Annotated in this window: 22 protein-coding genes and 1 pseudogene; 5 read left to right on the top strand and 18 right to left on the bottom strand. The window is 64.0% G+C overall.

The window, feature by feature from the left end:
- Nucleotides 1-16: 16 nt before the first annotated feature.
- The 14 genes from nuoI to metH form a co-directional block, all read right to left on the bottom strand.
- Entirely contained in the window at nt 17-553 is a 537-nt protein-coding gene (gene nuoI / locus AOT83_RS17795; protein WP_101312732.1) for an NADH-quinone oxidoreductase subunit NuoI, read from the bottom strand.
- Nucleotides 546-1,823 carry an NADH-quinone oxidoreductase subunit NuoH gene (nuoH, locus tag AOT83_RS17790; RefSeq protein ID WP_057964714.1) on the bottom strand — a complete coding sequence of 426 codons (1,278 nt, stop codon included), beginning with the start codon at nt 1,821-1,823 and terminating at the stop codon, nt 546-548. Before nuoH ends, nuoI begins: the two co-directional genes overlap by 8 nt.
- The gene (locus AOT83_RS17785; protein ID WP_057964760.1) at nt 1,820-4,204 is read right to left on the bottom strand and encodes an NADH-quinone oxidoreductase subunit G; all 2,385 of its coding nucleotides are present in this window, start codon (nt 4,202-4,204) and stop codon (nt 1,820-1,822) included. Before AOT83_RS17785 ends, nuoH begins: the two co-directional genes overlap by 4 nt.
- Nucleotides 4,201-5,505, bottom strand: coding sequence for an NADH-quinone oxidoreductase subunit NuoF (gene nuoF, locus AOT83_RS17780; protein WP_057964759.1), 1,305 nt, complete (start codon nt 5,503-5,505; stop codon nt 4,201-4,203). Before nuoF ends, AOT83_RS17785 begins: the two co-directional genes overlap by 4 nt.
- Nucleotides 5,505-6,266 carry an NADH-quinone oxidoreductase subunit NuoE gene (gene nuoE, locus AOT83_RS17775; protein WP_057964713.1) on the bottom strand — a complete coding sequence of 254 codons (762 nt, stop codon included), beginning with the start codon at nt 6,264-6,266 and terminating at the stop codon, nt 5,505-5,507. Before nuoE ends, nuoF begins: the two co-directional genes overlap by 1 nt.
- Entirely contained in the window at nt 6,266-7,537 is a 1,272-nt protein-coding gene (gene nuoD / locus AOT83_RS17770; protein WP_234797645.1) for an NADH dehydrogenase (quinone) subunit D, read from the bottom strand. The genes nuoE and nuoD overlap by 1 nt, the downstream gene beginning before the upstream one ends.
- A 26-nt stretch (nt 7,538-7,563) precedes the next feature.
- Complete coding sequence (locus AOT83_RS17765) at nt 7,564-8,250, bottom strand: NADH-quinone oxidoreductase subunit C (protein WP_057964711.1); 687 nt, start codon at nt 8,248-8,250, stop codon at nt 7,564-7,566.
- Nucleotides 8,247-8,801: an NADH-quinone oxidoreductase subunit B gene (locus AOT83_RS17760; protein ID WP_030095574.1), complete on the bottom strand. Its 555-nt coding sequence runs from the start codon at nt 8,799-8,801 to the stop codon at nt 8,247-8,249. Before AOT83_RS17760 ends, AOT83_RS17765 begins: the two co-directional genes overlap by 4 nt.
- A gap of 72 nt (nt 8,802-8,873) precedes the next feature.
- A complete protein-coding gene (locus AOT83_RS17755) occupies nt 8,874-9,260 on the bottom strand; it encodes an NADH-quinone oxidoreductase subunit A (protein WP_030095573.1) in 387 nt (128 codons plus the stop codon).
- A gap of 205 nt (nt 9,261-9,465) precedes the next feature.
- Nucleotides 9,466-9,861: a response regulator gene (locus tag AOT83_RS17750; protein WP_057964710.1), complete on the bottom strand. Its 396-nt coding sequence runs from the start codon at nt 9,859-9,861 to the stop codon at nt 9,466-9,468.
- 69 nt (nt 9,862-9,930) lie between these two features.
- Nucleotides 9,931-10,809 (bottom strand): ATP phosphoribosyltransferase, encoded by an 879-nt coding sequence (hisG, locus tag AOT83_RS17745; RefSeq protein WP_030095571.1) that lies wholly within the window; start codon nt 10,807-10,809, stop codon nt 9,931-9,933.
- A 1-nt stretch (nt 10,810) separates the two neighbouring features.
- Nucleotides 10,811-11,092, bottom strand: a complete 282-nt coding sequence (locus AOT83_RS17740) for a phosphoribosyl-ATP diphosphatase (RefSeq protein WP_005061184.1) — start codon at nt 11,090-11,092, stop codon at nt 10,811-10,813.
- Between the two features lie 16 nt (nt 11,093-11,108).
- Entirely contained in the window at nt 11,109-11,792 is a 684-nt protein-coding gene (locus AOT83_RS17735; RefSeq protein WP_057964709.1) for an HAD family phosphatase, read from the bottom strand.
- Nucleotides 11,793-11,838: 46 nt separating this feature from the next.
- Entirely contained in the window at nt 11,839-15,582 is a 3,744-nt protein-coding gene (gene metH / locus AOT83_RS17730; RefSeq protein WP_030095569.1) for a methionine synthase, read from the bottom strand.
- Between the two features lie 260 nt (nt 15,583-15,842).
- Between metH and AOT83_RS17725 the strand changes: the two genes are divergently transcribed.
- From AOT83_RS17725 to AOT83_RS28215, 4 genes and pseudogenes are all read left to right on the top strand, one after another.
- Nucleotides 15,843-16,724 (top strand): PAC2 family protein, encoded by an 882-nt coding sequence (locus tag AOT83_RS17725; protein ID WP_030095568.1) that lies wholly within the window; start codon nt 15,843-15,845, stop codon nt 16,722-16,724.
- Nucleotides 16,725-16,844: 120 nt separating this feature from the next.
- Nucleotides 16,845-17,510, top strand: a complete 666-nt coding sequence (locus tag AOT83_RS17720; protein WP_057980035.1) for a trimeric intracellular cation channel family protein — start codon at nt 16,845-16,847, stop codon at nt 17,508-17,510.
- A 42-nt stretch (nt 17,511-17,552) separates the two neighbouring features.
- A pseudogene (locus AOT83_RS28355) lies at nt 17,553-18,593 on the top strand (amidohydrolase family protein); the annotation flags it as partial.
- 28 nt (nt 18,594-18,621) lie between these two features.
- Entirely contained in the window at nt 18,622-19,251 is a 630-nt protein-coding gene (locus AOT83_RS28215) for an amidohydrolase family protein (protein ID WP_234797619.1), read from the top strand.
- An 18-nt stretch (nt 19,252-19,269) separates the two neighbouring features.
- Here AOT83_RS28215 and AOT83_RS17710 read toward each other — a convergent pair whose 3' ends face one another.
- The 3 genes from AOT83_RS17710 to AOT83_RS17700 all read right to left on the bottom strand — a co-directional run bounded on the left by AOT83_RS17710 (nt 19,270) and on the right by AOT83_RS17700 (nt 21,567).
- Nucleotides 19,270-19,821, bottom strand: a complete 552-nt coding sequence (locus AOT83_RS17710; protein WP_057964708.1) for a hypothetical protein — start codon at nt 19,819-19,821, stop codon at nt 19,270-19,272.
- Nucleotides 19,818-20,339 carry a hypothetical protein gene (locus AOT83_RS17705; protein ID WP_046255726.1) on the bottom strand — a complete coding sequence of 174 codons (522 nt, stop codon included), beginning with the start codon at nt 20,337-20,339 and terminating at the stop codon, nt 19,818-19,820. The genes AOT83_RS17710 and AOT83_RS17705 overlap by 4 nt, the downstream gene beginning before the upstream one ends.
- A gap of 73 nt (nt 20,340-20,412) precedes the next feature.
- Nucleotides 20,413-21,567, bottom strand: coding sequence for an alpha-hydroxy-acid oxidizing protein (locus AOT83_RS17700; RefSeq protein ID WP_057964706.1), 1,155 nt, complete (start codon nt 21,565-21,567; stop codon nt 20,413-20,415).
- Nucleotides 21,568-21,842: 275 nt separating this feature from the next.
- Between AOT83_RS17700 and AOT83_RS17695 the strand changes: the two genes are divergently transcribed.
- Nucleotides 21,843-23,222, top strand: a complete 1,380-nt coding sequence (locus AOT83_RS17695) for a SagB family peptide dehydrogenase (RefSeq protein WP_057964705.1) — start codon at nt 21,843-21,845, stop codon at nt 23,220-23,222.
- A gap of 4 nt (nt 23,223-23,226) precedes the next feature.
- Here AOT83_RS17695 and AOT83_RS17690 read toward each other — a convergent pair whose 3' ends face one another.
- Entirely contained in the window at nt 23,227-26,700 is a 3,474-nt protein-coding gene (locus tag AOT83_RS17690) for a non-ribosomal peptide synthetase (protein WP_057964704.1), read from the bottom strand.
- Nucleotides 26,701-26,707 lie beyond the last annotated feature (7 nt).

Genomic DNA, 26,707 nt, shown 5'->3' with positions numbered 1-26,707 from the left:
GCCATGAAGTCCGGGCTCACCTGACCTCCTTCCCGGCCTGCGGCAGATTGCCGAGGTAGTAGTCCGTGTCGGTGGTTCCCGGGTACATCGCGTGTGGGGGTGGCGCCATGCCAGGCTGCAGCGGTGCCAGCAGCTTGTCCTTGCCGTAGATGAGGTCCGCGCGGTTGTCGTCGGCCATCTCATAATCGTTGGTCATGGTCAGCGCGCGGGTCGGGCACGCCTCGATACATAACCCGCACCCGATGCACCGCAGATAGTTGATCTGGTACACCCGGCCATACCGCTCCCCCGGCGAGAAGCGTTCCTGCTCGGAGTTGTCAGCGCCCTCAACGAATATGGCATCGGCCGGGCACGCCCAGGCGCACAGCTCACAACCGATACATTTCTCCAGCCCATCGGTATACCTGTTGAGTTGATGCCGCCCGTGATAGCGCGGCGCGGTGGGCTCCTTCTTCTCGGGGTACTGCTCGGTGAGCCGTTTCTTGAACATCGACGAGAAGGTCACCCAGAATCCCGCCATCGCGTCGACCGAACGTCGCACAACATCAGGCATGTGCATCCTCCTTGGTGGTCGAGAACGGGGCCGCGTCGAGGCGCTGCCCGGGCAGTGGCGGCACCGGGAATCCACCGGCCATCGGGTCGAAACTCTTATCCAGCACGGGTTTTGGCGGTTCAGTGCGTCGGGCGAGCACACCCACCAGCGCGATACTGCCGACAGAAACCACGAGACCGGCGACCCCGAGAATGATCGAGGGGTTTCCGTATCCATAGAGGGCCAGTGCCTGCACCACTCCGACAATGACGATCCATACCAGCGCCACCGGGATCAGGACTTCCCAGCCCAGCCGCATGAACTGGTCATAGCGCAGCCTCGGCAACGTGGCACGCAACCACATGAACAGGAACATGAAGCCCCAGACCTTGGCCACGAACCACAGCACCGGCCACCAGGAGCTGTTTGCTCCATCGATCAAGCTCAACGGCCAGGGGGCATGCCATCCCCCAAGGAACATGGTTGCCGCGAGACCGGAAACCGTTGCCATGTTGATGTATTCGGCGAGCATGAACATCGCGAAGCGCAATGAGGAGTACTCCGTGTGGAAGCCGCCGACCAGCTCGCCTTCCGCTTCGGGGAGATCGAACGGCGCCCTGTTGGTCTCGCCGACCATGGCGGTCACGTACACCAGGAATGACGGGAGCAGTAGGAATACGTACCAACGACCGGCTTGCGCAGCGACGATTCCCGAGGTCGACATCGTGCCGGCCAGCAGGAACACCGCCGCGAATGTCAGACCCATCGCGATCTCATAGGAAATCACCTGCGCGGAGGAGCGCAATCCACCCAGCAGCGGGTAGGTGGAGCCGGATGCCCAGCCCCCCAAGACAATCCCGTACACGCCTACGGACGTGACCGCCAGCACGAACAGAATCGCCACCGGAAGATCGGTTAGCTGAAGTGGGGTGCGATGCCCGAAGACCGAGACGACTGGGCCGAACGGGATGACGGCGTACGCGACGATCGCCGGCACCACCGAGATGATCGGCGCGAGGAGATAGATCGGCTTGTCCACCCCGGCTGGGGTCAGGCCCTCCTTGAGCGCCAGCTTCACGCCGTCGGCCAGGCTCTGCAACAAGCCGAAGGGACCCACCCGATTGGGACCGATTCGACGCTGCATCCAGGCAAGCACCTTGCGCTCCACAAGAATAGCGACGAGCACGGTCAGAACCAGAAAAGCGAATACCGCCACGCATTTCACGAAGACCAGCCAGAGCGGGTCAATCCCGAACTGGTAGAGCACCGCCGAACCGTCCGTCTGCCTCATGGCGCGACCTCGATTCGCACCACTTGTCCCAGCGCCGGACCGAGCTGCTGATGAACCTCCGACCCGACAGAACGCATGGGCACCCATACCACCCTGTCTGGCATCTCGGTTATCCGCAGCGGCAAGGTTATCGATCCCTGAATCGACTCCGACAGACTGCGTATCGTCACCGATTCGCCCTCCGCGGCACCGATCTCGCTTGCGGTCACCTCCGATAACCGCACCTGTGCGGTGTGTGCGGTCCCGGCAAGGAACGCCTCACCGTCTTGCAGCCGACCGGCATCCAGCAGCAGCCTCCACGAGGCGAGCACCGCCTCTCCCGCCATGGGCTGGGGAAGGGCGGTCGCGCGTACCGGTCCCGGGGTTTCCCGCGCCCCCTCCCAGGGCCCGATATCCGCAAGCTCGGCAAGTGCCTGATTTTCGTCGTTCAGCCCGATCGGGCGATCCATCCGCGCTGACAGCGCGGCGAGCACCTTGAGATCATCGAGAGCATCACTGGTGTCGAGAGTCGCCCGGAAGGGCCTCAGCCTGCCTTCCCAGTTCACGAAGCTTCCGGATTTCTCGGCGACTGCCGCCACCGGAAGAACCACATCGGCGAGCTCGGTGACAGCGCTGTGCCGCATCTCCAGGCTAACGACGAACGCGCTCTTGAGGGCGCCGATGGCGGCGGCGGGATAGGGCAGATCGGCCAGTTCCACGCCACCGATGAGGAAGGCGTCGAGCCCATTTCCCGGATCCAGCATGCCCGCGGCATCGAGTCCGGGCATGTCGGGTAGCGCGATCACACCCCACTTGTCGGCGATGTAGCGCCGTGCCGCACTGTCGGATACCGGATGCCCGCCCGGCAGCAGTCTCGGCAAGGCTCCAGCCTCCAATGCGCCACGCTCGCCTGCCCGGCGCGGAATCCACACCAGCGTCGCGCCCGTGCTGTCGGCCAGCCGGGCCGCCGCGGACAGCGCTCCGGGTATCGACGCCAGTCGCTCTCCCACCATGATCACGGCACCGGGCCGGCGCAGTAACTCAGAATCGGCCAGCCCTGCCATCGTTTCCGGCTCTGATCCGGGAGCGGTGGCAATCACATCGGCCGAGAGCTTGGTAGATCCTCGGCTGACGAACGGTGCGATGGCCAGCACCTTGAGGCCCCGTTTACGTACCCCCTTGCGCAGCCGCAGGAAAACAATCGGAGATTCCTCTTCCGGTTCAAATCCCGCCAGCAGGACCACCGGCGCGGACTCCAAGGCCGCATAGGTGCGCATCAGCCCGCGCCCGGCGACGCCCGATCCGAGGAACGCGGCCTCTTCGGCGCTATGTGCACGGGCCCGGAAGTCGATGTTGTTGGTGCCCAGCACCATACGAGCGAATTTGACGTAGGCGTAGGAATCTTCGACGGTGAGCCGCCCACCGGTCAGGACCCCCGCGTGGGCACCAGCATCCGCCAAGCCCTTGGCCGCGACCTCCAATGCCTGTGGCCACGATGCCGCCACCAGGTCCCCGGACTCATCACGTATCAGCGGATTGGTGATGCGGTCCCGTGCCGTGGCATACGCGAACGCCCAGCGCCCCTTGTCGCAATTCCATTCCTCGTTTACTTCCGGATCGTCACCGGCCAGGCGCCGCAACACCTTTCCACGCCGATGGTCGGTGCGCTGCGCGCATCCGCTCGCGCAGTGCTCGCACACGCTGGGGGTGGACACCAGATCGAATGGCCGCGCACGAAACCGGTAGGCAGCACCGGTCAGAGCGCCGACCGGACATATCTGCACGGTGTTGCCGGAGAAGTACGACTCGAAGGGCTCGCCGCCTGCGATACCAACCTGTTGTAACGCACCACGTTCGAGTAGCTCGATGAAGGGGTCGCCGGCCACCTGTTGTGAAAAACGGGTGCACCGGGCGCACAGGACACAACGTTCCCTGTCGAGCAGCACCTCGGTGGATAGCGGAATCGGCTTGGGAAACGTGCGTTTGGCCTCGGTAAATCGGGTCTCGGAGCGGCCGGTCGACATCGCCTGGTTCTGCAGTGGACACTCCCCGCCCTTGTCGCAGACCGGACAGTCGAGCGGATGGTTGATCAGCAGCAGCTCCATCACACCGCTCTGCGCCTTCTGCGCCGCCGCGGAGGTGACCTGGGTATGGACCACCATGTCCTCGGCAACGGTGGTGGTACAGGCGGCCAACGGTTTACGCTGCCCCTCCACCTCGACCAGGCACTGGCGACAGGCACCCACCGGATCGAGTAAGGGGTGATCGCAGAATCTGGGTATCTGCACGCCTACCAGTTCGGCGGCGCGGATCACCAGTGTTCCCTTAGGCACCGAGATGCTGTGTCCGTCGATGTTCACGGTAACGAAGTCGGTGTTGATGGCTGGTTCTGTGGCCGTCATCGACATACCTCCCCGAATACAGTGCTGGCTGCCGAATCGAAGGGACACCCATGGTCCAGGTGCGCCTCATACTCTCCGCGGAAGTACTTGAGCGAGGACATGATCGGGCTGGCCGCACCGTCCCCGAGCGCGCAGAAGGACTTGCCGAGCACGATGTCCGAGATATCCAGAAGCTTGTCGAGGTCTTCGGCGGTACCCTCTCCGGATTCCAGTCGCCGCAGAATACGCACCAGCCAGTAGGTGCCCTCGCGGCACGGCGTGCACTTGCCACAGGACTCGTGCGCATAGAACTCGGTCCACCTCAGGACCGCGCGCACCACACACGTGGTGTCGTCGAATATCTGTAATGCCTTGGTGCCCAACATCGATCCGGCGGCGCTGACCCCTTCGTAGTCGAGTGGGACGTCCAGATGCTCGGCGGTGAACAGTGGTGTCGACGAACCACCGGGAGTCCAGAACTTGAGCCCGTGCCCGTCCCGCACTCCGCCGGCCAGCTCCAGGAGCTCTCGCAGCGTCACGCCGAGCGGGGCCTCGTACTGCCCGGGAGTGCGCACATGCCCGGACAACGAATACAACGTGAATCCAGGGGATTTCTCCGAACCCATGGTCCGGAACCACTCGGCGCCGCGCCGCAGGATGACGGGCACGCTCGCGATTGACTCGACGTTGTTGACGACGGTCGGGCTGGCGTACAGACCGGCAACCGCAGGGAACGGCGGGCGCAGCCGTGGCTGGCCGCGACGACCCTCCAGCGAGTCCAGGAGCGCGGTTTCTTCCCCGCAGATGTAGGCACCCGCACCGGCGTGCACCACCAGTTCGAGATCGAAACCGCTGTCAAGAATGTTGCGACCCAGATATCCGGCCTCATAGGCCTGGGCCACCGCGGTCTGCAATCGTCTGATCACCGAGATCACCTCACCGCGCACATAGATGAAGGCATGCGCGGCGCGGATCGCGTAGGCGGCGATGACGATTCCCTCGATGAGGGTGTGCGGCGTCGCCAGCATCAGCGGAATGTCTTTGCAGGTACCGGGTTCGGATTCGTCGGCGTTGACCACCAGATAGTGTGGCTTGCCATCACCCTGCGGAATGAAGGACCATTTGGTGCCCGTCGGGAATCCGGCACCTCCTCGTCCACGCAGCCCGGCTTCCTTGACGACACCGATGACCGCGTCCGGTTCCATGCTCAGCGCGGCGCGCAGGCCCTGATATCCGTCATGGCGCAGATACCCGTCGAGAGTCCACGAGTCGGCCTCGTCCCAGTACTCGGACAGGACCGGGGTGAGAATAGAGGAAGTCATCACACCTCCTTCTGCACGTTCTGCTGTACATCCCGGGCCAATCGCAGCCCGGCCAGCGTCGGGTTCCCGGCCCGGGCGGCGGCCACCGCCTCCGGCCGATCGTCGGCGAACCCGGCCAAGATCCGGGCGGTCTGTCTGAATGTGCACGGCGGAGCACCGCGCCGGGGCTCGGGGATGCGGCCCCTTTGGAGCCCAGTCACCAGATCTACGGCCCCGTCCGGGGTCTGGTTATCGAAGAACTCCCAGTTGATCATCAGCACCGGCGCGTAGTCGCAGGCGGCGTTGCACTCGACATGCTCGAGCGTTACCTTGCCGTCCTCGGTAGTGCCTCCTGGTGCCACGCCGAGCTCGTCGACCAATCGCGTCAAGATCGCGTCACCACCGAGCACCGCGCACAGCGTGTTGGTGCACACCCCGACGAGATAATCGCCGGTCGGTTCGCGCCGGTACATCGAGTAGAAGCTTGCCACCGCGGTGACCTCGGCGGCCGTCAATTCCACTTGTCCGGAACAGAATTCAATTCCAGCCATAGTCACATACCCGTCCTCGGACTGCACGAGATGCAGCAGCGGCAGCAACGCCGACCTCCGACTCGGGTACCGGTCGAGAACCTCCTTGGCGTCGATAGCAAGCCGGGAAATAACCTCCGGCGGATAGCTTTTGCGGCCGGCGAAACATCCCTCGTCCTCCGGCGGACGGCTCCCGAGTTCAAGAAAGATGCCTTCGCGCTCCGTTGGATGTTCTTCGCCCGAGTGGCTCATCACCGGTCCACACCGCCCATCACCGGATCGATGCTTGCCACCGCGGCTATCAGATCGGCGACCATCCCGCCCTCGCACATCGCCGACACGGACTGCAGATTGGTAAAGGACGGATCGCGGAAATGCACACGGTAGGGCCGGGTTCCACCATCACTGACCATATGGACCCCGAGCTCGCCGCGCGGCGACTCGACGGCGACGTACACCTGCCCGGCCGGCACGCGGATCCCCTCGGTCACCAGCTTGAAGTGATGGATGAGTCCTTCCATCGACGTACCCATGATCTTGGCGATGTGCTTGGGTGAGTTACCCAGTCCATCCGGGCCCGAGGCCAGGTCCGCGGGCCACGCAATCTTCTTGTCGTCCACCATGACCGGTCCTGGCCGCAACCGGTCCAGACACTGCTGGGCGATCTTGATGGACTCGTGCATCTCCTTGACCCGAATCAGATATCGCCCGTAAGAGTCGCAATCCCCGTGGGTGATGACCTCGAAGTCATAGCTCTCATAACCGCAGTACGGCTGTGCGCGTCGCAGATCGTGAGCGAGCCCAGTGGCACGCAGGACCGGACCCGTGATTCCCAAAGCCATGCACCCGGTCAGATCGAGGTATCCGACGCCCTGGGTCCGCGCCTTCCAGATGTAGTTCTCGTTCAACAGGTTTTCCATATCGCGCAACCTGCCCGGCAGAATCTTGAGCAGATCGCGCACCTCTTGTTCGGCGCCATCGGGCAGATCCTGTGCCAGCCCGCCTGGCCTGACGTAGGCGTGATTCATGCGCAGGCCGGTGACCGCTTCGAAAACCTTCAAGATCATCTCGCGTTCCCGGAAACCGAGGAACATCGCGGTCATCGCCCCGAGTTCCATGCCGCCCGTGGCAAGTGCGACCAGATGCGAGGAGATCCGGTTGAGCTCCATCATCAACACCCGAATCACGGTGGCCCGCTCTGGGATTTCGTCGGTGATGTCAAGCAGCTTCTCAACCCCCAGGCAGTAGGCGGTCTCGTTGAAGAAAGGTGACAGGTAGTCCATCCGGGTCACGAAGGTGACACCCTGCGTCCAGGTCCGGTACTCCAGATTCTTTTCGATACCGGTGTGCAGATAGCCGATTCCGCAGCGTACGTCGGTAACCGTCTCCCCCTCGATCTCAAGGATCAGGCGAAGCACGCCGTGGGTTGACGGATGTTGCGGGCCCATGTTGACGACGATTCTCTCGTCGCTTGCTTGGGCGGCGGCAGTGACGATCTCGTCCCAGTCCTGCCCACCGGCCATGAGATGAGTCTCGGGCTGCGCTGTCATTAGTTGTAGGACCTCCGCTGATCGGGCGGCGCAATGGTGGCCCCGTGGTACTCGACCGGCACACCACCGAGGGGATAGTCCTTACGCTGCGGATGACCTTCCCAGTCATCGGGCATTTCGATTCGGGTCAGCGCGGGGTGATCGTCGAAGACGATGCCGAAAAAGTCGTAGGTTTCGCGTTCATGCCAGTCGGTGGTCGGGTACACGGCGTTCAGTGACGGGACATGCGGATTACCATCAGGTACAGCCACTTCGAGCATGATCCGGCGGTTCCACGTGATCGACATGAGTGGGTAAACAGCATGCAGCTCCCGCGCGGTGTCCTCGGGGTAATGCACACCACTGACGCCCAGACAGAGCTCGAAACGCAGCTGCGGATCATCCCGCAGAGACTGGGCGACCTGCACCAGGTGTTCGGCCTTCACGTGGATCGTGAGCTGATCGCGGTAGACGACGACACTCTCGACAGCGTCCTCGTAGGTGAGGTGTTCCTGCTCCGCCAGAACCGATTCCAGCCGGTCGACCACGTGGTCGAAGTACCCGCCGTACGGGCGATTCGAGCTCGCCGGCAAGGAGATCGACTGAACCAGCCCACCGTAGCCCGAGGTGTCGCCGCTGCCCCGGACTCCGAAGAGCCCATGCCGTACCCCGATGACCTCGCCCGAACTCTGATCGTCGCCCGTCACCGCAGTAGACCCTTCATCTCGATGGTCGGCGTCGCGGCGAGCGCGGCGGCCTCGGTCTCGCGGATGACTTCCTCTCGGTTGGCCCCGAGCGGCATCTGCCCAATCTTCTCGTGCAACTTCAAGATCGCATGCAGCAGCATCTCCGGACGCGGCGGGCATCCTGGAAGGTAGATATCCACGGGGACAACATGATCGACACCTTGGACAATGGCGTAGTTGTTGAACATGCCGCCGGATGATGCGCAGACCCCCATAGCAAGCACCCATTTGGGTTCGGCCATCTGGTCGTAGATCTGTCGCAACACCGGAGCCATCTTCTGACTCACCCGGCCGGCCACGATCATGAGGTCGGCTTGCCGTGGCGTCGCCGAGAAACGCTCCATGCCAAAGCGGGCAATATCGAATCGCGGCCCCGCCGTGGACATCATCTCGATGGCACAGCAGGCCAATCCAAAGGTGGCCGGCCACAACGAACCTTTGCGCACATACCCCGCCAGCGTCTCGACGGTGCTCAGCAGAAATCCGCTAGGCAGTTTTTCCTCAAGACCCATGGCTCTCCCGACAGGTGTGCTTATTCGTTATGTTGCAAGGACTTCCGCGCCGCCCCGCCAATCGCACAGGGGCTAATCCCAGCTCAGGCCACCGCGCCTCCATTCGTAGGCGTACGCCACCGACACATTGACGATGAACAGGGCCATTGCGAGCAGTCCGAACAGTCCGAGGGCGCCGAAATGGACGGCCCACGGATACAAGAAGACGATCTCGATATCGAAAATGATGAACAACATGGCGGTGAGGTAGTACTTGACCGGCACCCGATGTCCGCCGGACGCGGCGCCGTGATGATCACGTCCCATCGAATGCTGGGTGGCCTCGATGCCACACTCGTAGGCCTCGAGCTTGGCCCGGTTGTATCGACGTGGACCGACGAACGATGAAATCCCAATGGAGAAAACGGCAAAGGCCACCGCAATGGCGCCGAGTACCAAGATCGGTACATACGCATCCATGGCAGACCAGCCTCCCGAATCGATCGATCGGGTCCCTGTGCTGGATCGGCAACGTTGCCGTGTCAGTGCTGTCTGTGGTCGAGGGCTGCCGACCAGTACAGATGTGACCTAACAAACACACTATCGGTTGGCGCTGGATCCATGCCACCGTTTCACGGTGTTTTGCGCAATTAAGTATCGAGTCGAAGAGCCTGGCCGGCTGACGTCAGCGGCGGGTAGCGGCAGCCGAACCGAGCAGGTCGATCACCGTCGCCGTCAGTCGCATGGGATCGATCGGCCGCGGCACCACGCCCTCGGCTCGGGACCAGCTCGCCAGCCAGCTGTCTTGCGGACGACCGGTCAGAACGACGATCGGCGGCGGAGCGTCGACCTCATCTTTGACCTGCTTGGCCACACCCATCCCGCCGAAGGGCATCGCCTCACCATCCAGGATGGCCAAGTCGATACCGCCCGCGCCCAGGCGTTCGATGACCATGGGCCCGGTGGCCACCTCGACGAACTCCAGCGGCGGCAGGGCGGAATCGGGCCGGGTGCCGATTCCCTGAATTACCTTGCGCCGGACCGTGATGTCATCGCTATAGACGAGGACGTGCAGCGCCATGGGGCCATGCTAGGCCGAGCCGACGCCGCTTGCGATGGAATCCGGGAAAGCCCAGGAAACCCGGGAGAACTAGGCGCGGAAGAACCTGACCTCGGAGGCCAAGATGGCCTTCGCGCCGATCGAGGCGAGCGCATCCATGGTGGTGTTGACCCCCTTGCGTGGGGCCAGGGCACGGACCGCCACCCACTTCTCGTCGGCCAGCGGGGCCAGCGTCGGTGATTCCAGACCGGGCGTTACCTTGAGCGCCTCATCCAGAACATCGCGCGGGCAGTCGTAGTCGAGCATCAAGTACTGCTGGCCGAACACCACACCCTGGATGCGAGTGCTCAGCTGGGTGCGAGCGGTTTGCGTTGCCGGATCGGCGTTCTCCCGCTCGATCAGTACCGCTTCCGAATCGCACAGCGACTCCCCGAAGGGCGCCAGACCATGCTGACGCAAGGTGCGGCCGGTGCCGACGATGTCGGCGATCACATCGGCCACACCCAGCTGGATGGATATCTCGACAGCACCATCCAGGCGAATGACTTCGGCCTCGATCCCCTTGGCGGCCAGATCCTTTCGGACCAGGTTGGGATAGGCAGTGGCGATCCGCTTGCCTGCGATGTCGTAAATCGTCCAGTCTCTGTCGGCGGGCGCGGCGTAGCGGAAGGTCGAACCACCGAATCCCAGCGCCAGCCGCTCGAGCACCGGGGCATCGGAGTCCATCATCAGATCGCGACCGGTGATACCAAGATCAAGCTCGCCCGAGCCGACATAGATCGCTATGTCCTTGGGCCTCAAGAAGAAGAACTCGACGTCGTTCTGCGGGTCGAGCACGGTCAGATCCTTGGCGTCGCCACGCCGCCGATAGCCCGCCTCCGACAGGATCTCCGATGCCGCCTCGCTGAGCGCCCCCTTGTTGGGGACGGCGACGCGCAGAGCCCTGGGGACGCTGTTCGTACTGGTCATGTCAGAGCTTCCGGTAGACGTCGTCAAGAGTCAGACCGCGGGCGATGAGCAGCACCTGTGCCCAATAGAGCAGCTGGCTCACCTCTTCGGCAAGCGACTCGTCGCTCTCGTGTTCGGCGGCCAGCCACACTTCACCCGCCTCTTCGAGCAGTTTCTTGCCCAGGGTGTGCACCCCCGCATCGAGGGCGGCAACGGTGCCACTCCCCTCGGGCCGGGTCTTGGCGCGATCACTGAGCTCAGCGAACAGCTCGTCGAAGGTCTTCACGGGTGGCGATTCTGTCACGACCCCGCCTGGTGAGTCATATGGGTTTGCATGCGGTGGCGGTCAGCACATCCGCGTGGGCACGCCGCAGGTCGGCCGCGGACAGACCCGACAACGTGGCGGCGTGCCTGCGCCGGTCGCCGGCGGGCACCTCGACATGGTTGGGCACCACCAGCACCACACAACCCGCCGCCTCGGCCGCGGCGGCACCGGTCGCCGAGTCCTCGATGGCCAGGCAATCGGCCGGATCTATGTCCAGCAGCGCGGCAGCCCGCAAGTACGGGTCGGGGGCCGGTTTGGTGCGCGCCACCTCGTCGCCGCATACGGTTCCGGAAAACCACTGTGTGCCAATGGTCTTGAGCGCCTGGTTGGTGAGTGATCTGATGGTGTTGGTCACCAGTGCCATGGGTACCTGCTCGGCGGCGAGCTGCGCGAGCATGTCCTGGGCGCCATCGCACCAGGTGAGATTGGTTTCGAAGAGCTCGCCGGTGTACTCGTGCAGCCAGTCGTTCTCGCGGGCCATCAGCTCGGGGTCCGGCTCAAGCCCGAACGCTGCGAACATCATCTTCATGGTGGCCTCGGCGGATCCGCCAAGCAGCGCGGTACGCAGCTCGGGGGTCATCTCGCCGCCCAGCCTGCGGCACGTTTCGGCCATCGAGATATCCCAGAGCTTCTCCGAGTCGATGAGCGTGCCGTCCATGTCCCACAGCACCGCGCGCATGCGACCAATTCTGTCAGAGGTCGCCTGCTGCCCATGACGCCGGTGCTCAGTCCTCAGGGTTGTAGCCGAGGTTCGGGCCGAGCCAGCGCTCCGCTTCCTGCAGCGTCCAGCCCTTGCGCTTGGCATAGTCGGCGACCTGGTCCTGGGCCAACCGGCCGACCACGAAGTACTGCGACTGCGGGTGCGAGAAGTACCAGCCGCTGACCGCGGCGCCGGGCCACATCGCCATCGATTCGGTCAGCTCGATGCCGGTCCGCTTCGTGACGTCCATCAGGTCGAACAGCGTCGTCTTCTCGGTGTGTTCCGGGCAGGCCGGGTAACCGGGTGCCGGGCGGATTCCCCGGTACTTCTCGCCGATGAGTGCCTCGTTGTCCAGCTGCTCATCAGGCTGGAAGCCCCAGAACTCCTTGCGGACCCGCTGGTGCATCCGCTCGGCGAAAGCCTCGGCCAGCCGGTCGGCGACCGACTCCAGCAGGATCGCACTGTAGTCGTCCAGATCCGCCTTGAACTCCATGATCTTGTCCTGGCTGCCAAGCCCCGAGGTGACCGCGAAGGCGCCGACGTAGTCGGCCAGCCCGGTGTCCTTGGGCGCGATGTAGTCGCCCAGCGACCGGTTCGGGATGCCGTCGCGGTGCTCGCCCTGCTGGCGCAGGTTATGCAGCGTGGTCAGCACCTCAGTGCGAGTGTCGTCGGTGTAGACCTCGATGTCGTCACCCACCGCATTCGCGGGGAAGAAACCGATCACCCCATTGGCGGTCAGCCACTTCTCCTTGATCAGGGTGTCGAGCATCTGCTGGGCGTCGTCGTACAGCTTGCGCGCGGCCTCGCCCGTGGCCGGGTTGTTAAGGATGTCGGGGAACCGGCCCTTCATCTCCCAGGCGTTGAAGAACGGCTGCCAGTCGATGTACTCGCGCAGCTCGGCGATGTCGTAGTCCAGAAACTCCCGAACCCCAATCCCTATGACGGGCACGGGCGGCGTGTATCCCTCCCACTCGATCGGCGTCCGGTTGGCGCGGGCCTTCTCCAGTGTCAGCGTCGGCCGCTCGTTCTTCTGTGCATGCCGTTCGCGAAGCGACGCATAGTCCTTCTCGGTGGCCTCCAGCAGTCCTGGCCGCTGCTTGTCATCGAGGAGCGCGGCGGCAACCGGCACCGACCGGGACGCGTCCTTGACCCAGACCACCGGGCCCTTGCGACGCGGTGAAATCTTTACCGCGGTGTGGGCGCGCGAGGTGGTCGCGCCACCGATCAACAGCGGGATCTCCAGCCCTTCGCGTTCCATCTCGACGGCGAAGTTGGCCATTTCATCCAGCGACGGGGTGATCAGGCCGGACAACCCGATGATGTCGGCGTCGTGCTCCTTCGCTGCGTCCAGGATCTTCTGGGCGGGCACCATCACACCGAGGTCGATCACTTCGAAGTTGTTGCACTGCAAAACGACTCCGACGATATTCTTACCGATGTCGTGGACGTCGCCCTTCACGGTCGCCATGATGATGGTGCCGTTGGTGTCCTTGGATGCGGCGGCGCCGGACTCTTCTTTTTCCTTTTCGATGAACGGCAGCAGGTACGCAACGGCCTTCTTCATCACCCGGGCCGACTTCACCACCTGTGGCAGGAACATCTTTCCCGCACCGAAGAGGTCGCCGACGACGTTCATGCCATCCATCAGTGGACCCTCGATCACCTCGATCGGGCGCCCGCCCGCGGCGGCGATCTCAGCGCGCAACTCCTCGGTGTCGTCATCGACATGGGCGTCGATTCCCTTGACCAAAGCGTGCGTAATCCGTTCGCGCACCGGAAGACTGCGCCACTCTTGAACTGCTCGATCGTCTCCTCCGCCCGAGTTCTCCGTGCTGTTGAACCGTTCGGCGATCTCCAGGAGCCGTTCTGCCGCGTCCGCGCGACGGTTCAGGACGACGTCCTCGATGCGCTCCCGCAGCTCGGAGTCGATCGAGTCGTAGGGCACCAGTGCGCCGGCGTTGACGATGCCCATGTCCAGACCGGCCTTGATGGCGTGGAACAAAAACACCGCGTGGATAGCCTCGCGGACGGGATTGTTGCCGCGGAATGAGAACGACACGTTCGAGATACCGCCGGAGATGTGCACACCGGGCAGGTTCTCCTTGATCCAGGCACAGGCCTCGATGAAGTCGATCCCGTACGTCGCGTGTTCCTCGATCCCCGTCGCCAGCGCGAAGCAGTTCGGATCGAAGATGATGTCCTCAGCCGGGAAACCGACCTCTTCGGTCAGGATCCGGTAGGCGCGCCCGCAGATCTCCTTACGACGCTCCAGGTTGTCGGCCTGACCTGTTTCATCGAAGGCCATCACCACGACGGCGGCGCCGTACTTGCGGCACAGCTGCGCTTCGCGGACGAACTTCTCCTCGCCCTCCTTCATGGAGATCGAGTTGACGATCGGCTTGCCCTGCACGTTTTTCAGACCCGCCTCGATGACCTCCCACTTGGAGGAGTCGATCATCACCGGGACGCGGCTGATATCGGGCTCGGCCGCGATCAGCTTGGTGAACCGATCCATCGCGGCAACGCCGTCGATCATGCCCTCGTCCATGTTGATGTCGATGACCTGCGCACCGACCTCGACCTGCTGCAGGGCGACCGACAGCGCCGTGTCGTAGTCCTCGGCCTTGATCAGATTGCGGAACCGGGCGGAGCCGGTGATGTTGGTGCGCTCACCGATGTTCACGAACAGGGAGTCATCGGTGATGTTGAGCGGCTCCAGACCCGATAGCCGGGTAGCCACCGGCACGTGCGGCAGCTGCCTCGGCGTCATGCCCTCGACAACCTTGGCGATCTCAGCGATATGCGCAGGCGCCGTCCCGCAGCACCCACCGACCAGGTTGACCAGGCCGTCCTCGGCGAACTCGGCAAGATACCCGGCCTGGCGCTCGGGGGACTCGTCGTACTCGCCGAAGGCGTTGGGCAGACCCGCGTTCGGATAGCAGGAGACGAAGGTGTCGGCGATGCGCGACATCTCGGCGATATAGGGCCGCATCTCCGGGGCGCCCAGGGCGCAGTTGAGGCCCACCGCGATGGGCCTGGCGTGCCGGATCGCGTTCCAGAATGCCTCGGTGACCTGGCCGGACAACGTTCGCCCGGACGCGTCGGTGATGGTGCCCGAGATGATGATCGGCCAGCGACGCCCGCGCTGCTCAAACAGCGTCTCCACGGCGAACACCGCTGCCTTGGCGTTCAGCGAGTCGAAGATGGTCTCCACGAGGATGATGTCGGCACCGCCGTCGACCAGGCCGTTGGCTGCTTCAAGATAGGCGGCGACCAGCTGGTCGTAGGAGACGTTGCGGGCTCCGGGATCGTTGACGTCCGGCGAAATCGACGCGGTCCGGGTGGTCGGCCCCAGCGCCCCGGCGACGTAGCGCGGCTTCGCGGGGGTGCTGTAGTCGTCGGCGGCCGTCCGTGCCAGCGCGGCACCCGCATAGTTCAGCTCGTAGCTCAGCTCTTCCATGCCGTAATCGGACAGCGACACCGCGTTCGCGTTGAAGGTATTGGTCTCGAGGATGTCCGCACCCGCCTCGAGATACTCGCGGTGAATTCCCTCGATGATGTGCGGTTGCGTCAGAGTGAGCAGATCGTTATTGCCGATGAGGTCGCTCGGCCAGTCGGCGAACCGTACGCCGCGGTATCCGGCCTCGTCGGGCCTGTCGCGCTGGATCGCCGTACCCATCGCGCCGTCGATCACCAAGATCCGCTGTTCAAGAGCAGTGGTCAGCGCGTCCGTGCAGTCGGGTCGGACATTCGGCTGCAGATTGGTCACGTGCATTCCTTCCAGAGCGGAAGGCGTCCTTAACTCTGCCGAGCGTGGCGGTCACGGGCTGTGATCCGGAACCGTTGCAACGCCTCTCGACCGGATCGAGTCTACGTCGTCACTCGACGGTCGTGCGAACGCCTAGTTTGTCTGCGTGGTGTCGTGCGGGTTTTATTAGCGGCGGTCATATCAACAATGTGATCCGGCTATCCAATCCATTCTCCGCCAGCCGCAGCTCGTCCCCGTCACGCAGGGCTTACGCTGGCACCGTGACCGAGTCGGAGACCGCCCAGAACGGCCTACCCGTGCTGCGCGACCCGGTGGTGGTTGCCGCATTCGAGGGCTGGAACGACGCCGGAGATGCCGCCAGCGCTGCGTTGGAGCACCTGGACACCACCTGGCAAGCCACTCCGTTGATGACCATCGACGACGAGGATTACTACGACTACCAGGTCAATCGTCCCGTCGTACGGCTGGTCAAGGGTGTCACCCGCGAGTTGGAGTGGCCGGGCATGCACATCTCCTACTGTTCGCCACCCGGCTCGCAGCGCGACGTGGTTCTGATGCACGGTGCCGAACCGAACATGCGCTGGCGCACCTTCTGTAACCGCCTACTGGCCATCGCTGACCGTCTTAACGTCTCGACCGTGGTGATCCTGGGTGCACTATTGGCCGACACTCCACACACCCGGCCGGTGCCCGTGAGCGGTACCGCCTACTCTCCCGACGCCGCCAAATTCTTCGGCCTGGAGGAGACCCGATATGAGGGACCCACCGGTATCGCCGGGGTGTTCCAGGACGCGTGTGTGAACGCCGGCATACCGGCCGTAGCCTTCTGGGCCGCAGTACCGCACTACGTATCGCAACCCCCCAATCCAAAGGCGACGGTCGCGCTGCTGCAGCGCGTCGAAGACGTGCTGGATGTCGAGGTGCCGCTCGGAGATCTGCCCGAACAGGCCGAGGAGTGGGAGCAGGCCGTCTCCGAAATGACGACCGAGGACGAAGAGATTGCCGAGTACGTCCAGTCACTCGAGGAACGTGGCGACGCCGAGGTCGATACCACCGAGATTCTCAGCAAGATCGACGGCGACGCCCTGGCAGCCGAGTTCGAGCGATACCTGCGACGGCGAGGACCACGGTTCGGGGGCTAATTCCCAGCCGAGTTGACTTGTTAGTCATGGCATCTTGACCCGTTCTTTCGCACACGCACCGGAACGCCCCCGCACCGAATAGGATCTTGATCCGACTTCGCCTGGTGGAAGGAATCCGAGTTGACGACCGTGGCGCTGATGACGAACTCGGTCGAACTGCATTCGTTGGTGTCGATCAGCCATGTGGTCCTTGATTACCTGGGCACCTTGGCCTTTGCGATGTCGGCGGCTCTGGTCGCCGTCGAGAAGAAGTTTGACATCGTCGGGCTCGCGGTGCTTGCCATGGTGACGGCGATCGGCGGTGGGGGAATCCGTGACCTGATCATCGGACAACACCCGCCGGCGGCATTCACGAGTTTTTCCCATATCGGGATCGCGCTTGCCGCAGCGGGATTGGTTTTCCTGTGGCAGCCTCCGGCGAGGCTGACCGGCTGGCCCCTGCAAATCACCGACGCCCTGGGACTAGCGGTCTTCTGCGTGACAGGCACCGCCATCGCGGCCCATAGCGGGCTTTCCGCGCCCTCGGCCGCGCTCCTGGGTGCGCTAACCGCGATCGGAGGCGGAGTCATCCGCGACCTGCTCTCCGGCGAGACACCGATCCTGCTACGGCCGGACAGCGAGCTCTATGCCATCCCCGCCATGCTCGGCTCCAGCATCACCGCATTCCTGATCCATTTCGGTATTTACTCCGATCTCACCGGAATGGCTGCGGCGTTAGGTGCATTCGGGCTGCGCATGCTTGCCATCCGATTCCATTGGCACGCGCCACAGGCCCGGAGGCGATAATCCGTGCCGGACAACGAAGACCGCAAGGAACGAGGGAGTAACATGTCTGACATCATCCTGACGGCCGCCACCGTGATCACGATGGACGATGAGCGGCCCCGCGCCGAGGCCATCGCGGTATCGGGAAACCGCATCGTCGCGGTGGGATCGCTCGCGGAATGCACCTCGGCGCTCCCCGGCGCCCGTGTGATCAGCACCGGGGCAGGCGCCCTTTTACCTGGTTTCGTTGAGCCACACGGACATCCGTTCATGAGCGGTGTCATCACCGAAGCTCCCGTGCGCTCCATCGCCCCTTGGAAGGCCCAGAGCTGGGATGACGTCGTCGCCGCATTTCACGCGGCGCTCGCCGAGACCGATCCATCAGAACCATTGATTTTCAGCGGATTCGACGCACTCCTACACGAACACCCCGCGCCCGGTGCCCGTGAGCTGGACCAGATCTTCGGTGATCGCGTCGCCGCAATCACCGATAACTCCGGACATGGAATCTATTTCGGCACAGCACTCATGAAGCTGCACGGCTGGGACGGAGCCCCGCCTGCAGACCCGGTGGGCGGGCATTACCAGCGCAACACCGACGGCAGTCTCAACGGACGTGGATTCGAGGTTCCCGTACTCACCGAGGTACTGGCACCGCTGATCGCCGGAATGGGCAATCCGCTGCGTTCGGCCGCGCTGTTCTTCTCGGCGATGGCCCGCGCGGGATACACATCAGCCTCGGACATGTCCTACGACCGGCAGCTCAAGCCCGCCTACGAGGCACTCGCCGCAGCTCCTTCATGTCCACTTCGGGTCAGTCTGTGGGAGATGTCTACCACCGAAACTTATACCGAGTCAGAGGAATTCACGGTCGACGAGGATATGCTCCGTAAGACCGGCGTCAAGCTGTGGACCGACGGCGCGGTGTGGGTCGGGACGGGCGCGACGTCGTTCCCCTACGTCGACTCGGATGCGACCCGAAGGGCAGCCATCGACCCGACTACCGCAGGCGGAACACGTTCGTTGAACTACTCCCGCCAGCAGCTCGATGTCATCCTGGACAAGGCCGCGCCCCTGGGTTGGCAGATGGCATTCCATTCCAACGGTGACCTTGCCGTGGAGCTGGCACTCGATGCCTATGCAGCGACACGGCTTGCTCGGCACCGATCACCGGTGGCGGCTCGAACACGTCGGGGGCGCCACCCGCGCCCAGCTGGACCGTGCCGCCCGGCTGGGTGTACACGTCTCCATGTCGCCCTTCCAGTACTACTTCTGGGGAGATCTGTTGGACGGCCACATCTTCGACCACGAGCACGGCAGCCAGTGGCAGCCCTTCGCCGATGCGGTCGCCTCAGGGGCGTGCGTGTCGCTGCACAACGACGGATCCGTCTCACCGCCCTCTCCGTTGACAAACATCCAGACGGTGACGGCCCGGCGCACACGTGCAGGCAATGTCCATGGCGCCGAACAGGCCATCACCCTCGACGAGGCGCTGCGTGCGCAGACCATCAACGCGGCTCGCACACTGCAACGAGACCGCCTCATCGGTTCCATCGCTGTCGGCAAGCTCGCCGATTTCGTCGAACTGTCACACGATCCGTACGGAATTGATCCCGCACGACTCACCGAGGAAATCAGCATCAAGGGCACCTGGGTCGGTGGCCGACGGGTCGACCTCGATACGTTTCTCGGTGCATTCCTCGATGCCACCGACACTGACCACAGCTCCGCCCCGGTGGCCCCGATCAAGCACTGTTGCTAACTCGCTATTCGTTGGCAGCTAAACGTATTCGAGTCTGCTCGCGAGCCAGCGACCGTCAACCAGCTCCATGGTCACTTTCATTCGGGACTTGTCGATGCGTGGATCGGGAAGTTGGCTGTTGGTGATCGCCTGATCCACCATCAACAAAACGACCACCTTCTTCTCGGGCGTGTCGAGGGTGTCGGATTGCACCGCGGACGCGATCACCGTGCCGGTCGCGGTGGCGTGATTGTCAATCAGCAGCTGACGCAACTGCACGGAGCCCTTCGCGAACTGGTCCCTGAGCTCACCCGTGCTGAGTTCAAGGATTTTCGCGAAGCTCTCGTCCACGTTGCCCGAATCGATCGACGTCACCGTCACGGTCACCAGCTCGGCTGCCGTCCGGCCCTGCTCACGCAGCTCGTGAACACGGTGCTGGGTTGCCACAATGGGTCCGTCGTGGAACAACTTCCAGCCCAATAGGCCACACGCACACAACGCGACCACCGCCACGCCAACCATCACACTGGCGAATACGATCCGTAGCTGGCCACCGGGCGGCACGGCATAGGGCGCCGGATATTCGTTCACAGCAGGTCGATCTTGCTTGTCAACCAGCGACCGTCCACCTTCTCCATCGTCATCCGCACCCGGCTCCGGTCCAGACGAGGCTCCGACAATGCGACGTTGGTCACCGACTGGTCGATAAACAGCAACACGGTGACCTGTGTGGCGGATCCGGACTGGATCGCCGATTCGACCACCAAGCCGGTGGCCTTCGCCTTGTTCTGAACCATCGTTTGACGCAGATCGGCACTGGATTTGGCGTAGGCGTTCTTGAAGTCTCCGGTGGAATTCTCGAGTACCTGGGCTGTGCTTCGATCCAGTTCCCGGTAGTCGACGTTCGTCAACAACGTCGCAAACGCCCGAGCCGCCTCGAGTGCTTGGCTACCGGCGGTATGCACTTCCGCCGATTCGGAAGGCATTTCCCGTCGATCGCCCGCCAGCTTCCATCCCAGGAATCCGCACCCGCCCAGGGCAAGCAACGCGATCACGCCAGCCACGATGATCGTGACTGTCGCCCACCGACTCGGCGTGGGCGCAGGCACGGGATATCCCGGATACGGGATGGGCCCCTGAGGCCACTCCTGAATCACTAACCCCCCACTCAGCTACCGTGCATCAAGGAAGACGCTGCACCGCCAACTCGTTGAGCGAAAGATAGCAGTTCACCGCCATAGTGAGGTCGGCTTCTGCCAGTAGCGACTGGATCACGTGTTTGACGCCGTTGGTTCCATCCAGCGCCAGCCCGTACACGTACGGCCGGGCCACGCCCACCAGGCTGGCGCCGAGGGCGACAGCGCGCAAGACATCGATACCGTCACGGACGCCGGAGTCGAAGGTCACCGGAACCGGGCCGGCCGCTTCGACGGCCGCGGCCAGACCATCGATGGCCGGCACTCCCCCATTCGCCTGCCTCCCACCATGATTGGAGTAGGCAATGGCATCGATGCCGCGATCTACCGCCTGCCGAACGTCGTCGACGTCGCAGATGCCCTTCAGGATGATCGGCAGTTTGGTCAGTTCTCGATAGTGATCGATATCCGCCCAGGTGAGCCCGGGATGGCTGAACAGCGACGCCCACACCAGACCCGCGTGCATCGGCGTCAGTTCCCCTGCGGAACGCACGCCCGCGATCTCGAGAAATCGGGGATCGGAGGTGTAGTTGGCCAGGCAATGTCCGTGCAGCATCGGCAGATAACCGTGTTTGAGATCACGGGGACGCCATCCCAGCGTGCCGGTATCCAGGGTCACCGCCAGAGCGTCGTACCCCGCCGCCTCGGCACGCCGGACGAAGTTGTCGGTCAGCTCAGCATCCGATGACGGGTACAGCTGGAAGATTCCGTATGAATCGCCGCGCTCGGCCGCGACCTCTTCCAGGGTGGCCGACGAAAGCGTCGAGTACATGGCGGGCACATCGAGGTCCCGGGCCGCGGCCGCCGTGAGCAGATCTCCACGCTCGCGGACCGCACCCAGCACACCTACCGGGCAGATGAACAGTGGACTGGCGAGTGCGCGCCCCAGAAACGAGGTCGACATGTCTCTGGCCGTGCGATCTCGCAGCATCCGGGGCAACAGCCCGTACCGGCGGAACGCGGTGGCATTGGCGTCTTGGGTGTGCTCATCACCGGCGCCACCACGCACGTAGCCGAAGATTCCCTCGCCTAACGTCTGCTCCGCGCGGCTCTCCAGTTCGGCAAAGGTGAAGGGAAGGGTTGACACCTTTCCGAGCGCACCCGCGGCATAGAACTGGAGCTGGAAATCGCCGAAATTCATCGAGCACTCCTCATCGTTCGGACATTCGCTGGATACTCAGCGTACTGGGCACTTTCGGCTTCATCTAGAACCATCGGCCGGATGGCTGAGCATGCTTGTCCGTCAGGTCGCACATAAAGTCCGCGATGCAAGTAACTCACGCATCCAAGCCCCCGTCAGCTATCCGCCCACCCAGCAAAGGGAGCCCGAGTTAGGGATACCTTACCGGGGTTCCTTATGATCGTCGTGAAACGCATACGCATTCGGCGTCGGCATACGTTCCCGGAAGGCTTCCGTTGTCCGCTTTCACCTACCCCGCTGGGACCCGGTTCGCCTTACGTGACGGCGCAACGTGCCTCGTCACAGCTGCGGGCGGGATACTCCTGAACCCGCCGCGCAACGAAAAACTCACCGGGCTGTCGCAGCAACAGCGGCGCGTGCTGAAGACCCTCAACAGCGGGCAGGCGACGCTATCGGAACTGGTAACCGATTCCGATAGCGACGCTATCGAGGCACTCATCGGGCGGCTACTCGAAGGTGGATGGCTTTCGCTGACGGTCCGTGACGACACGCACGACCTCTATGCGATCCAGTGTTTCGGGGTCCCGGGCCCGCAACCCGAAGATGCCACACCGTCGGGCGTTCATCTGTCGAAATTCTCCGTGCTGCATCGTGATTCACGCGGATACGTACTCGAAAACCCGCGCGGTTGGTGCGATATCCGCATCCATGATCTGCGTCTGCTTCCCTTGCTCGACGGCCCCGCGGGTGCTCCCGCCGGCCTGGGCGAGGACCTCATCGCGCGGTTCCTGGCGGATTTGCGCTGGGGCGGATTCCTCGTCTCCAACCGTGACGAGGAGAACCACGAGTTCACCTCGATCAGTTGGAGCGCAGCGGACCTGTGGTTCCACCGACGCAGCACCCTGGGAGAACGCACCATCACCTGGGACCACTTCGGTCCCACGAAATGGGCGAAGGGCAAGTTCCCGCAGCCTGCAGCGCGCAAACCCAACTATCCGGGAACCCCGGTCGCGCTGCCCGCCCCGGATCTAGCGACCCTACGCACCCAAGACCCCACCCTCACCGCCGTCATCGAAGACCGGATCTCGGTGCGGGCCTTCGATGACGCCAACCCCATTACCCTCGAACAGCTTTCCGAGCTCCTGTATCGCACGGCCCGTACCCGTGGCGCCCGCTCGGAAAGCGAGGGCGAAGAACTGCTGTCGCGCCCCTATCCCTCGGGGGGCAGCGTGTACGAGCTGGAGCTGTACCCGGTGGTACGCAACGTCGCCGGACTGGCACCCGGCATGTACCACTACGACTCCTTCGAGCACGTTCTGCGGCCAGTGGCCGACGCCGGCTCCACCGCGGTCAAGCAGCTGCTGAAATCGACCTCCGCGACCCTTGAGGGCGGCGCCGAACCACAGGTGCTGCTGGTGATGGGCGCGCGTGCCGGCCGAGTGATGTGGACCTACGAACAGGTCGCCTACTCGGCCATCCTCAAGCACGTCGGTGTTCTCATGCAGACCATCTATCTGGCCGCCACGGCCATGGGCCTGGGTGCATGCGCCCAGGGCTTCGGCGATACCGCAGCATTCACCGCTGCCGCAGCCGTTCCGGAGCTGCAGGAGTGCAGTGTGGGCAGCATGGTGCTCGGTACCCCTGCGGCCTCCTGACCGGTCAGGTGGTGCCGGCCAGGATCTCCTCATCGGTCATCGCCGCGATCTCCAGGTAGTGCCCGGCGACTACGGCCAGGCGGTCAGGGGTGCCCAGTTCGATCTCGCGCTGCTTGAGCCTGTCGGCGAGTCCGGCGACGGTGCGGGTGGCAAAGAGGTCTCCGACGAGCGCATGCTCGACCGACAGCCAGTCACGCACGCGCGCAATGACTGTCGTGGCGAGCACCGAGTCGCCGCCCTGAGCGAAGAAGTCGTCGTACACCCCAATGGATTCCAGGCCAAGTACACCTGCCATCAGGTCGGCGAGGGCTGTATCGAGATCATCCCGGGGAGCCGAGTCGGTGGCGGTCGTGGCCGCTTCGTCGAGCAGAGCGGTCACCGCTCCCCGATCGATCTTCCCGTTCGGCGTCAACGGCATCTGATCGAGGAGCTCGACACGGGCCGGAACCATGTAGCTGGGGACCAGGTCAGCGAGCAGCGTCGCGTAATCCGCCGACCGGTCCGGGGTACCCGACACCGCGGCAACAAGGATCGGCGCATCGCCGCCGACGATGGCCGCAACGGCATGACGGACGCCGGGGACCATGCGCAAGGCGCTCTCCACCTCGCCCAGCTCCACGCGATATCCGCGGATCTGCACCTGATGGTCCGCACGGCCCAGAAACTCGATGGTTCCGTCCGGCCAGTACCTGGCCATGTCGCCCGTCCGATACCAGCGCAGTCCGTCGTACTCGACGAATCGCTCCGCGGTGCGTTCGGGGTCCTTGCGGTATCCGGCCGCGACATTGGCGCCGCCCACCCAGAACTCGCCGGGGACCCAGTCCGGGCAATCACGACCCGCGGGTGAGACCACCCGGCACCGGACGTTACGCAGCGGCACACCGAAAGGCACTGTCGCCCAGTGCGCGGGCGGGTCTCCCACCACTTCGCAGATGGTGTTGTGGATGGACGTCTCGGTGGCCCCGCCCAAGCCGGAGAACCTGCAGCCCGGCACCTGTTGAGCCAGACGCGTCGCCAGGTCAGCGCCCACCCAGTCACCGCCCAATGTGACAGCCCGCAGCGAGTCACCCAGGCCGTTACCGCCGATCTCCAAGATCATGTCCAGCATGCTCGGCACACAGTTGAGAATCGAAACCTTGTGGCGCCGCAACAGATCCACCCACGTGGTGGCCTCGGCACGCTGTGCGACGTCGACCGCCACCAATGATCCGCCGACCGAGAACATGCCGAAGATGTCGTACACGGAAGCATCGAACTCCAGCGCCGAGAGGGCCAGCACCCTGTCGGTGGGGCCGACATCGAACCACTCGTTGACGGCATCGATGGTGTTCATCGCCCCGCGGTGCGGTACGTCCACCCCCTTGGGAGTGCCGGTCGAGCCCGAGGTGAAGATGACATATGCGATCGCATCAGTCGCGGGAATGACCGGGGCGGCCAGCGGCTCACCGTGATTCCGGGCCTCATCGATGGACAGCGACGGCACCGGAATATCAGCGCCCGGAACGGTTATCGCCATCGCGACACCACCGGTCTCGAGGATGCTGGCCCGCCGGCGGGCCGGCTGGTCGAACCCGATTGGGATGTACGTCGCCCCGGCGGCAAGTACACCGAGCACGGCGAGAATCTGATCGCGCCCCTTGGGCAACTGCACCGCAACCGCGTCGCCGGGCCGAACGCCATGAGCCTGCAGCGCACCGGCCACTGCCAGGGCCTGCGCGGCCAGGTCGCCGTAGGTCCAGACCCCGTCCTCGTCGCCGAAGCCCCACACCACCGCGGATGCGCCGGGTTGGGTCTTCGCGAAATCGAAGAATCCTTCGTGCAGGCATCGGCCGCTCACCGGGCCGTCGGTCGCATTGACGGCGCGTCTGACCTCGGCCTGCGAGGCCGGAAGCCGCACGGCCGCATCGGCATTCCAGCCGTCATCACCGGTGCAGAGCGCGGCCACCGCATCGGTGTAACGCGCAAACATGGTGTCGACCATGCCCGCCGGGAAGGCCGACTCACGCACATCCCAGTTGAGCAGCAGTCCGCCGCGTACCTCGGTGACCTGCGCATCCAGCAGCACCTGCGGTCCTTGGGAAATAATCCAGACCGGTTCACCAAAGGTGTCCATGACCGGCTTGGCGAACAGCTCTCCCAAATTCAGCGCGCTGGTGTACACCACGGGTGCCAACACCGGCTCACCGCGATGCCTGCCCAGGTCCCGGAGCACATTGAGCCCCGGGTACGCCGAATGCGCTCCGCTCTCGTACATATTGCGCTGCAACGCGCGAGCGCGGTCGGCCACCGACATCTGGTCGGTGAGATCGACGTCGAGCATGATCGAGGAGGTGAAATCGCCGATCACCCTGTCGATATCGGGGTGTACCGATTCGCGATGGAACAGCGGCACATTCAGCAGGAACCGGCTTTGGGCCGACCACCCTCCGACGGTTTCGGCGAACACCGCGGCCATCGCCATCGCGGGGGTGATGCCGCGCTGATGTGCGGCCGCCAGCAGCTGCTGCTTGGCGTGCGGTTCAAGCCAGTAGTCGTAGCGCACGGTGCGGTGCGGTTCGGCCCGTTCACTCACCGGCACGGTGGGCAGCTCCGGCGCACCCGGCAGGTCGTCCAGCCGCTCGCTCCACCATTGACGGTCACGCTCGCGCGCCGACTCGTCGCCGCGCTGCTCGGTGCGATACCGCCGATAGGTGTACCCCAACTCCGGTTGTGCCGCACCGTGATACAGCGCCGCCAGATCGGACACCAGCACCCGGTAGCTCATCGCATCACCGGCCAGCATGTCCACATCCAGGTGTAGCCGGCTGTTCTCCTCGTCGCGCAGGGTCAGGGTGACATCGAGCACCTGGCCGTCCTCGATCGCCAAACGCTGATGCGTCTTGCGTTCACGGAGCTCGGTCAATGCCGCCTCGATCGCATCATCCGCGCGTCCACGCAGGTCCACCACGCTGAAGACATCACGCTCGGGGGCGGTCAGCGTCTGCTGGGTGCCGTCGGGCAAAAACCTGGTGCGCAACATCGGATGTGCCGCGACGAGCTGCTCAACTGCCCGTCGAAGCCGCTCGGGATCGATTGCTCCACCGTCGAATTCGACGTACAGGTGCGCGGCCACACCACCGAGCTCCTGATCCTCCGAACGGCCAATCCAGTAGGCGTGCTGCATGGTGGCCAACGGGAAGGGCTCATCCTCCACCGCGTCCTCCGGGGTGTCGGTGGACGTGACGCCGTCGCCAACCTCTGCGACCGGTGCCACACCCTCTCCCAACAGCGCATGCCAGGACTGGACCGACGGCTCGGCGGCGAGCTGCGCAAAGGTGATGCGGCTGCCGCGCTTACGCCATCCACCGGCCAGAGTCATCATGCGAATCGAGTCCAGCCCGAGCGTGATGAGGTCATCAACGTCCGAGATCTCCTGGGGGGCAATCCCGATGAGGTCCGCGACGGTCGCCTTGATCTCGTCCCTGCTGATTGATTCCATCCGTGCT

The organism is Mycobacteroides sp. H001 (assembly GCF_001440005.1).
In the GTDB taxonomy this organism is placed as follows: Bacteria; Actinomycetota; Actinomycetes; order Mycobacteriales; family Mycobacteriaceae; genus Mycobacterium; species Mycobacterium gwanakae.
Note: the sequence above shows the minus strand (reverse complement) of the source record. Positions and strands in the feature narration are given on the sequence as shown.